This is a genomic window from Mesorhizobium sp. M1006, from assembly GCF_040318825.1.
Taxonomy (GTDB): domain Bacteria; phylum Pseudomonadota; class Alphaproteobacteria; order Rhizobiales; family Rhizobiaceae; genus Mesorhizobium.
Genome location: NZ_JAMYMZ010000054.1, coordinates 22295 through 32233 on the forward strand (window position 1 = coordinate 22295; position 9939 = coordinate 32233).

Annotated in this window: 7 protein-coding genes and 2 pseudogenes; 5 read left to right on the forward strand and 4 right to left on the reverse strand. The window is 59.7% G+C overall.

Going from position 1 to position 9939, the window contains the following annotated elements:
- The first annotated feature begins 13 nt into the window (after positions 1-13).
- Positions 14-616, forward strand: a complete 603-nt coding sequence (locus NKH60_RS29905) for a hypothetical protein (protein ID WP_352707226.1) — start codon at positions 14-16, stop codon at positions 614-616.
- A 153-nt stretch (positions 617-769) separates the two neighbouring features.
- Positions 770-1228 carry a hypothetical protein gene (locus NKH60_RS29910; RefSeq protein ID WP_352707228.1) on the forward strand — a complete coding sequence of 153 codons (459 nt, stop codon included), beginning with the start codon at positions 770-772 and terminating at the stop codon, positions 1226-1228.
- A 1103-nt stretch (positions 1229-2331) separates the two neighbouring features.
- On the opposite strand, the gene NKH60_RS29915 is transcribed toward NKH60_RS29910, so the two are convergent.
- A complete protein-coding gene (locus NKH60_RS29915) occupies positions 2332-2631 on the reverse strand; it encodes a Y4lK-related protein (RefSeq protein ID WP_352784751.1) in 300 nt (99 codons plus the stop codon).
- Positions 2632-3382: 751 nt separating this feature from the next.
- Here NKH60_RS29915 and NKH60_RS29920 point away from each other — a divergent pair.
- From NKH60_RS29920 to NKH60_RS29930, 3 genes and pseudogenes are all read left to right on the forward strand, one after another.
- Entirely contained in the window at positions 3383-3508 is a 126-nt protein-coding gene (locus NKH60_RS29920; RefSeq protein WP_352874424.1) for a hypothetical protein, read from the forward strand.
- A gap of 115 nt (positions 3509-3623) precedes the next feature.
- Complete coding sequence (locus NKH60_RS29925; protein ID WP_352509872.1) at positions 3624-3815, forward strand: hypothetical protein; 192 nt, start codon at positions 3624-3626, stop codon at positions 3813-3815.
- A 470-nt stretch (positions 3816-4285) separates the two neighbouring features.
- Positions 4286-4639, forward strand: a pseudogene (locus NKH60_RS29930) (DDE-type integrase/transposase/recombinase); the annotation flags it as partial.
- 102 nt (positions 4640-4741) lie between these two features.
- On the opposite strand, the pseudogene NKH60_RS29935 reads toward NKH60_RS29930, so the two are convergent.
- The 3 genes and pseudogenes from NKH60_RS29935 to NKH60_RS29945 form a co-directional block, all read right to left on the reverse strand.
- Positions 4742-4889, reverse strand: a pseudogene (locus NKH60_RS29935) (transposase); the annotation flags it as partial.
- A 41-nt stretch (positions 4890-4930) separates the two neighbouring features.
- Positions 4931-5563, reverse strand: a complete 633-nt coding sequence (locus NKH60_RS29940) for a 4'-phosphopantetheinyl transferase family protein (RefSeq protein ID WP_352874426.1) — start codon at positions 5561-5563, stop codon at positions 4931-4933.
- A gap of 207 nt (positions 5564-5770) precedes the next feature.
- Positions 5771-9922: a non-ribosomal peptide synthetase gene (locus NKH60_RS29945; protein WP_352874428.1), complete on the reverse strand. Its 4152-nt coding sequence runs from the start codon at positions 9920-9922 to the stop codon at positions 5771-5773.
- Between the last annotated feature and the right edge of the window lie 17 nt (positions 9923-9939).

The following is a 9939-nucleotide window of genomic DNA, read 5'->3' on the forward strand; positions in this document are numbered from 1 at the left end:
CGAGGAAAAGGCTATGATCGTACTGAAATATCTCTTGGTGGGTGCAGCCGCCGTCGCGGGCGCCGCAGCTCTTCCATCCCAATCACAGGCATCGGAATGGGGCTGTCAGGTCCTCCTCTGTCTGTCCGGTGACTGGCAGGGCACTCCTTCTTGCCACCCGCCAATCTACAAGTTGATTGCGGCGATGAAAGCTCCGGGTTTTAACTGGCCGACCTGTCCGCAAGCCAACTCCAGCGCCGCGAGATACGAGAAGTATGAGGATTGTCCTTCTGGCTGGCAAGCAGTTGGCAGCTACGACTCCGATCGGCCAGGAATGAGGCAAGAACGGAACATCTGCCGCATCAGCTCCGACAGGCTCACACTGCCCGTCACTTTCACGAATAGTCGCCTCGGCCAAGACCATGACAACGGATCTCGACAGGCCCAGATCAAAATGAACGGTAAGTTGGTGACGGCAAAAATCCAGATCACGGGCAACGATAGAGGGCATTCCCTTGGTAACGGCTCCACCTACTACACCATCTCTCGGCCGATGCGCGCAAAGCCCTGGTTCATCGAGTATGACGACGCGAACGGCCTACGCCAGAAAAGCTGGTTCAATCTCAACGTGCCATAAGCCAGTTCAATCTCAACGTGCCAATAAGCCAGGTGATCACGCAGGACGAGTCGCCGTGAGGATCACAAAACGTCTCTGTCCGGTTCATTCACGCCGACGACAGCGATGGCTTCGAAAGCTCAATGCGAATACTGGATCAGGGAAGGGTAATAAGTGTTGAAGGCGCTTCTCCTGTCGACTGCGATAATGAGCACATGGGCAGTCTCGACGGCGGCTGGTCAGAGCGACAAGCCGCGATCGAGCGCGGACAATCCGATGTGGCCCGCTTCACTGAAATGGGACTGCAAGACCGCCGCAAAAATCGTGTGTGAGCGTGACGGCAGTTGCACAGTGGCCGAGGACCACACTGGATTTGTGCTGAACTATGGCAGCAACGAAGCTGAGTTCCCGGCCAGCAATGTCAGGATCAAACGGCACTATCAACAGACCGTGCAGGCAAGCCCTTTGCAGCAGGAAGTTAAAGTCGAACTGGCTGACAATCGCGTTCTTTGGCTGACGGCCGTGGATGCCAGCCGCACTTATTCGGAAGCCTGGGTCGGCGCATTGAGCGAGTTAAAGGGCGGCGCGGTACTCATGGAATCCGAGGGCATCTATTGCATGCCGCACAAGTGAGTGAGCCGAGAGGGAAGGGGTGAGTGAGCCGAGAAGGGAACGCGAGCGAAAACCGATATGGTCTGACCTCGAGCAGCCACCGGCGTTTCAGAAAACTCCGGCGTAACCGACTTCCGGTTCTAGGTGTTTCATCAGTGATCAGGGGGGATCTAAAGTAACATTGACCTGAGCAATGAGCTTCGATAAGACCTCGATGCGGTGCAACTGCATTCGCTCACTGAAACCAGTGCCAATACTTATAAAGTTGCATAAGATATATTATGGAACTCGGCGGCGGTCTTCTAGCTGTTGCTTTTTTCTCTCCTGCCGCAGCTTACGAATTTGTGGATTCTTTCAGTAAACTGCGGTTATCGGGTTTGAACGATGGTGTCACAGTCGGAAACGACAGCACATCGCGATGCTGTTGGGGGGCGTCCACCGCATCGATTAGGACTGAGCATGAGGGGGAAGGCGGATAGCCGAAGCGTGACAGTGTGATGACCCGAAAGACCTCGCCAACAGGGCGGCCGTAGGAGCACCAGCATAGCGCCGCGGTCAGGCGCGATACGGACCGACAGCCCCCCAAGGGCGCTGATTGATCGATCGAAATTGAACGGGTCATTTTATCAGCTGACATAATCCAAATCGAATTCCTCGCGACGTTTCAGCACGCGCCTGGATTTTTCTGCATTTGGCTCCGGCGAAGACCCCGGTGGTGCGGTGGAAGCGCACCACCGGGCATCGTGGACTTGTTTTCATCAGCCACCAGGACTGCTGCATTGGGGCAGGGATGGTTCCAACCTTCTAGGCGTCGCCAAACCGCGCATCTTTGGTTGGATGCCGAATTCCGTGTGCGACGTTGCCGGATCGACACCAGCCATGGCCGCGACCCAGAGTTGCCACGTCGGAATGGCTAAGCACCTTGCCGTCGCCGGACTTGATAGTTTCGACGACATTGCCCGGCGAACAGTCATTGACCGACCCTTGTCCGTGGTGCCCGGTACGAGAAGACGAGGTTATTGTTGGGCAAACCACAGCTCGTTGGCGTCGATACCGGTCCCGAAGTCCAGCTCGTCATTGTCGGTGAAGGAGCCGGATTCGACAATCGTCTCCGACCCGTCCTTTTATGCGTTCCGTCTTCGAGTGCCTGTTTTGTGCGGTCTCCGGCCCTCGTTTGTCGACGACGAGAGTTCTATGCACCGGCCTATCGAGCGAAGATAGGCAACGATCTCCGGTAGCAGGTGATCACGATCGCCAAACTCTTCCACGATTCTTTTTACCTTGCGCCAGGGTACCTTCCCGTCAACATCGCCCAGTGAGTAGCCTAAGTGACCGATCGCGCAGATATCACAGCCAGCCTCGATCACCTTGTCGACGAAGGCGGGAATCTCGCTCGCTTTCATTAGCCGCATGTTGCTGGTCATCGCAGATATCTCCGTTGGTGGTCGGCATGGAAATTGCGCCGGCGCCCATTGTGCTCGAACCTGCACGCACTTCGCTACCTGTGCACTTGCACAGGTTTTAGGGTCTCAGGCCTGCCGAAGGCGCCCGATCGAGCGTTCCTGCGCATTTGTTCATTGTTGGCACCCCGGGCACTCAACCGTGTTGCTAGAACAGCCCACCTGCTCCGTTCCAGCAAGGCAGCACTGGCCACCGGAACGCTCCCCTTGGGCGCACTGAAAGGCGATGCCGGCGCTCAGGCAGTCGGAGTCAGTCATGCCGAGGCGCGATTTCCTTCTCCTCGCAAGTCGCTCGAGCCCCACGCGCTCTTTTCGTTCTGGAGTCCAGTAGGTTGGGCCGAGGTTGGCGCGATCGAGGGGTCTCTTTCCATTTAGCTATAGGTTGGAAAAGCTCCTCACATCCCGTAGTCAGGAGTCCACCAATCGGTCGAGATGGCTGCGACCCGCGCTGCGGGCGGGATTGGGTGCTCCGACGGATCGATACCCAATACCTGCGCCATTTCTTCTTCGGTGGTATTATCGCCCCCCGCGTATAGCTAAATGGTGTGGACAAACCTGATCCACACGACCTAGCGCGATTTGGAGCCAACCGGCCTGGGACCTGGCGGCCGCCTCTGGCTCTACGCCGCAAAATCGGGCCGGTTCCGCGCGTCTGCATCGAATGACGGAGGTCAGAGGTGGTCGGAACGGGGTGCTCGGCATTTATGATCCGACCATGCGCCAGCGAGTGATCGTCGGCGGGCTCGACGGCGGCATCATGTCAGGGGACTTCGGCCTCCAGGCGCGCGAGGAATGCCGAGACCGCGGCGTCGATGTCGACCGGTTCAGTCAGCGTGGGTGACGTCCTGGCTACTCCCCCGATCATCCCCGGTTTGATTCAAATTTGTCTGTCGATATTGGCGATTGCGCGACCTTCACCGTCGTAGACGGCAATGCGGGTGGTTAGAGAGGGTCCTATGACAAGCAATTTTTCCGCCGCCCGAGTGCATTTAGATCGAGCGTATGACTACCTTTGTGGCGATGACCCGATGAGTCGAAGGGGACGCGAAGCCTTGGACCTGCTAATTGAGGCGGTTGCCGTCGAAGAGTTCAAGCAGCCACGCCAAAACGCGGAGGTGCTAAGATTTCCGATTGGGCGCCGCTTCTGAGGCAATCTCCACGGCCGCCATGTAGCCTCAGGTGAGGCGCTCACCGGTTGCGCTGCCACTATGAACCATGGTGAGCAAATCCTCCCAGAACGCCAAGAAGCCAGCCCGGCATGAGCCGGGGCGGGCAATAGAAAATGGGGAGCCCAAGCGCGCATCCATGAAACGGCGCCGCATGTAAAATTCAGCAGAATGTCCATCCTGGCGCAACGCCACAACAGGCCGCACTCAAAGGCCGAATACATGCCTGCAGCCGACCGACCTGTCATCAATGTCAGAAAGCCCTTGCCACGCGGAGGCCGTCCATACATGCCACTGAACTGTTCTCCAGTGGCGATTAGAGCCTTGGCCGTTTCTGTTACGCCTCTTGGCGCGGGTTGAGCAACCGGCGGAGGCGCGGAGCCTCCCATCAGCACAGCGTCGGAGCCGTTCGCTCTTAGCGCAAGATTTTGAACTGCTCTTGTCCTGACCCCAGAAAGGCGCTGGAGCGTCATCGCCGACCGGATCGCGTCGTCATCGACGATAGCCAGACCAATCGGGAGGCGATCGTTTCCTGCGACACCACAAATCGCTTGCAGGACCGCTCCCGGCGCCGGCTGAAGCCGATCCGGATCCGCAAGAGTAGATACCTGAATAACCGGATCGAACAGGACCATCGGCGCATCAAGCGCCGTATCCGGCCGATGCTCGGCTTCAAATCGACGGCCACCGCAGCCACCATCCTGACCGGCATCGAAATGATTCACATGATGCGCAAGCGACAGGCGAGGTACGCCTTCAATCCGAATCCGTCCTTGGCCGTGCAGTTCGAAATCCTCGCCGCCTGATTGACCTCGCATCAGGGCCTCTCTGTGCCCCTATTCAGCCGTTGCAACAAAACCGACGAAACAGCTCTCGCCGCATAACCGCCCCACAGTTCCTCATGCTCCCTCCAGAGCCTTCAGTCGCGGAGCCTCGGAGACATCCATCCCGCCGAAGCGGCCCTTCCAGTTGTAATCGAGGCGTCGCTGACCCCGTGCTTGCGGCTCGTTCAAAAATTCCGATGATCTGCTCTTCAGAAAAGCGGCTACGTTTCATGTCCTGGTCCTCTCGATGGGCCAGAACGAACGTCAACCGGATTAGATCAGCGGGGCAAGGTCACCGCATGTCGGCCATGAATACGCCAACCCGATTACATTGTTGGAAATAAGTAACTCGAGCGAAAACGTGCAATTTGCCTTCGACACGTACCCTAATCGCGCAGAGATATCAATTTCCACGTCCTGGAATTCAAGAACGTCATTGTACAGTGGAAAATACGCCTTATATACGGCCTCCTTCAAAACAAAGAGGTCCCGCCGCTCAAGCAGGCGTAGATCGTACATGCGTTGCTCGTTAGGGGTAGCAATCAATTCGATCAAGTTCTCCGGCAGTGGCTCATTAGGCTCAATGTCGATGCCGAGAGTTGCAATCCTCTTCGTTCCTGCAATAGCGGCGGCTGCTACTGTATCGTGGTGAGCCAAAGATCCGACGATGCCGGCCGGCCAGATCGGAACACCAGAGCGCGTCTTTAGGATCGGCAGTTGTGGGAATCCCAGTTTCCCAAGAAGTGTTCGGGCAATTACTCTTGCAGCACCGCTTTGGCGACGGACTTTGGTAACAGCGCGTCCCATCGGGGTAACTTCGGAAGCGTACAAGGTGGATTCGTCGGCCGGTTCTATTGGACGAATGCCGACGAGGATGTTCTGTTGATCAATGGTGATAGTCTCCATCTATTTCTTTGAGCATTTCAAGTGAGAAGCTCAGCCAATGCAGCTTGGCCTTGGAATTGACTCGACTCGGTCGTCGATCAGCAGCGGCGGCGGACCACATATGTTTCCCATCTTTGGATCACCGAGCCAGAACTCCTCCGACATTTGGGGATTGTCGCGATCCGAGACCGAACCTCGTCTGGGTGCCAGAACCTTCGGTGCAGTTCGCTAGGGATCTTTTTCAAGAACCCCGATTAAGGGCGTAGAAATGGCTCGGGCCAGAGCCTTGCGGCTTTCCAGAACACTCATCATCGTCACGTGGTCGCCTACAATCGGTACGGCAGTAATGGCCTCCGGACTCAAGACCCGGTCCCAGCCGCGCATAGGCGAACATGCCTCTGGGCATAATGAACTCTTAGCTTGTCGTGCCCGAGAACTGAAGAGAGCCTCGGTGGCATAAAACTGATGTATCTCAATTGGCAGGGTTGGGACTTGGTACGCCTGCAGCGCCTTGTGGAACCGGGCGGTCCTTTCATACATCAAAACATCGTTATGGAGATTACGATCCAGAGGTATTGCCCCAATCTGCTGCCCCTTTTCAAGCAGCTGAGCGATTGAACTTTGTCCAGCAAATTTCTCCAACACTTCGAAGCTCTCATCATCTAAGGGTTCAAAAGAATCGAGCACGACGTCTCGTACCATTTGGATGGGTGATATCTTTGTCACGTTTGCGGGTAGCGTAACATCGATGAGAGCGATGAACGACACAGCGTCATCGAGACTCAGCAAGCGCTGGGCGATTGCGTAAGCCAAGATTCCGCCTGATGAGTATCCAGCGAAGCGATATGGTCCCTGCGGTTGAATTTCTTTGATCGCGAGGATGACCTGATCAGCTATCGCTTCAAGGGTCAGTGGACGAACTTCATCGAAAGACGGCCATGGTAAAGCGTAGACGGGACAGTCTACGTCCATTTCCTCCACCAGACCGACGACATAGGAACAATCTCCAAAACCTGTGGGGACAAAGAAGAGCGGTGGCTGCGATCCGGTTGGTCGAATGGAAATCACTCCGCGACTCCTGGGCTGTGGCTCCAAATGAATCTTCGATGCAAGTTCCTTCAGAACAGGGGCTTGGAAGAGGTCAGCGGCGCTAAAGTCCAGCCCAAGATCTAATGCTCGACTGAGCAACTGCACCGCCAGGAGCGAGTGGCCGCCCAGTTCGAAGAAGTTGTCGTGGCGCCCGACCCGCTCGACACCGAGAAGCTCCGCCCAGATCTGTGCCAGCGCCGTCTCGACCGCGCCGCGCGGCGCCTCATAGGCCGCCCGCGCATAGGCCTCGTCCTCCGGCGCCGGCAGTGCCTTGCGGTCGAGCTTGCCGTTCACCGTCAGCGGCAAGGCCTCGAGCCGCACGAATGCCGATGGCACCATGTAGTCCGGCAGCCGCCCGCTCACATGCGCGCGCAAGGCGCCGGCAAGCGCGCCGCCACCGTCCTCGTCCGAGCCGGCCTCGGGTCCACACACGACATAGGCGACAAGGTGCTTGTCGCCGGCCCGGTCCTGGCGCGCCACCACCACCGCCTCGCGCACCCAGGCGTGCTCGCAAAGCCGCGCCGCGATCTCGCCCGGCTCGATGCGGAAGCCGCGGATCTTCACCTGGTCGTCGTTGCGGCCCAGAAACTCCAGATTGCCGTCCGGCAGATAGCGCGCCAGGTCACCGGTCTTATACAGCCGATCGCCTTCCACAAAGGGACTGGCGATGAACCGCTCCGCCGTCAGATCAGGCCGGTTCAGGTAGCCACGCGCAACGCCGGCCCCGCCAACGTAAAGCTCACCCACCGCCCCGAACGGCACGGGCCCACCATGACCGTCCAGCAGGTACACCCGCGTGTTCGCAATCGGGCGCCCGATCGGGATGGAGGCCAGCCCCCCGACAGATTGGGCGATCTCGCAGACTGTCGCGAAGGTCGTTGTCTCGGTCGGACCGTAGCAGTGAATGAGGCGTACAGGACCTTCTTCTCTCAGCAATCTCAAAAATGAGGGAACGTCACTGACCTCGCCTCCACAGAGGAGGTACTTAAGTTGTGCTAACGTCGGAGCGATCGATGACGTATATTGGTTGAATAACGCTGTTGTTAGAAAAAGGGTTGTCACCCGTTGCTGTTCAAGTGACTTGGCAAAATTTGAAGGATTTATGACGGTCGTGGCATCCAATGCAATGATGCAGCCACCGTTGAGCAGCGGCGCCCACACTTCAAATGTGCTGGCGTCGAAGGCGGGATTACCCACCCACGCCACACGATCACTCGAGCTGAACTGCGCATAGCCATTGTTGATGACGAGCCGGTTGACCGCACGGTGAGCAACAACAACCCCCTTGGGAAGGCCGGTCGAGCCGGAGGTGTACATCACGTAAGCAGCAGCCTCGGCGCTCAATGCCAGGCCAGGATCGGCACTAGACCCAGTCCCAGCCATGAGCGGCTCAATGGCCAGAACAGGGATCGTCACCTCAAGCAGATCATCATCGTCACTCTCGCTAAGCACCAGGCGCGCAGCACAATCGGCCATCAGCCATTCTTGTCGCGCAGATGGAAGAGCGCGATCGACCGGCACATACACTCCCCCCGCCTTGAGGATCGCCAGTTGCGCCACCACAAGGGCGACGGAGCGGTTCAGCACTGTCGCAACGCAATCCCCCGGCCTCACCCCGAGCCCGATCAGGTGATGCGCCAGCCGGTTGGCTCGCGCGTTGAGCTCGCCATAGCTCAGGCGCTCGTCCTCATGGACTACCGCCAAAGCCTCCGGCGCCTGGCGCACCTGCGCCTCGAACAGCTCGTGGACGCACCGCTGCGACGGATAGGCCGCCGCCGTCCGGTTCAGATCCTCCAGCAGATAGGTGCGCTCGGCGGCCGGCAGGATATCCAGCTCCCGCACCGGCCTGTCGGGCGCCCGCTCCAGCGCCTCCGCCAATTGCTCGAGCACGTGCTGCATGTAGCCGCAGACCCGATCCGCAGACACCGGCTCCACCACCTGCGCCGTCAGGCCGAGCGCCTCGCCATAATCCTCCACCGACAGGGTCAGCGGATAGTTGGTGCGCTCCTCCCCGCCCAGCCATTCCACCCCGGACAGACCATCATCCGTGCCGGAGCCGGCCATGGCCGCCGGCGTGTTGTGACGGTAGTTCAACAGCGCGCTGAACAGCGGCGCCGGCGCCGCAACGCCGCTGCAGCGTTGCGCCAGCGCCAGCGAGGCATGCTCGTGCGCCAGCAGCTCGGAAAGCCGCGCATGCGTGGTCCGCACGCTCGCCGCGACCCCGGTTCCGTCCAGGTCAAGCCGCACAGGCAGGGTGTTGATGAACAGGCCCAGCGCCCGGTCGGCGCCCGCACCCGCATGCATGCGGCCGAACAGCACCGTGCCGAACACCACCTGCTCTCGCCCGCTGCTGCGCGCCACCACCTGACCCCAGGCCAGATGGCACAGGCTGGCCAGGCTCACCCCCAGCCGCCGCGCCTGCTCCCGCAGCCGATCGTTGAGCGCCTGCGGCAGCATCCGCCGCGCCTCGCCGACCCCGCTGCCGTCGCCGCGCACCTCGCCCAGCCCGAACGGCATGGTCGGCTCGTCGATGTCGGCCAGCTGTTCCTGGAAGAACTCCTCATGCGCCTTGGCATCGACCCCCAGCCGTGCCTGCGCCACCAGATTGCGGAACGGCTGCGGTGCCGCAAGCTCATGCGCCTGCCCGCCGAGCACGGCCCGCACCTCGGCATGCATCACTTCCAGCGTCGTGTGATCGCCGATCAGATGGTGCTGCAACTCCAGCAGCAGCCAGCGCCCGCTGCCGGGCTCGCGCGCGATCCCAAACCGCAACAACGGCGCGCGGCCAAGGCCGATGCGGTGCCGGCGCGGATCAAACCGGCGCCTGAGCTCCTCGGCGCCGGAACCGTCACACGCATCCAGCTCGACCTCGGTCACCTCCAGCGGCGCACGCCGCCACACCACCTGGGCCGGGCTCGACAGCCCCTCCCAGACAAAGGCCGTACGCAAAATGTCGTGTCGGTCCACCACCTGCTGAACGGCGCCAAGATAGCGCTCCAACTGGCCGCGCTCGGCAAACGCCATCTGCGAGACCAGCAAATATGGATCGCCCTTCGTCGCCAGCAGATGATGGAACAGGATGCCGTCCTGCAGCGGCGACAACCCATAAATGTCCTGGATGTTGCCGACGCCGCCGGGCACCGTGGCGACGATCCGGTCGATCTCCGGCTGGGCCAGCTCGATGAGCGGCAGCATCTGCGGCGTAATCGCCGTGCTGTGTTCGGTGATCAGGTTGGCAGGCACCGCCACCTCGTGATGGCTGCCCAGGCTTGCGGCAAGATCGGCCAGCACCGGCCTGGCGAACAGGG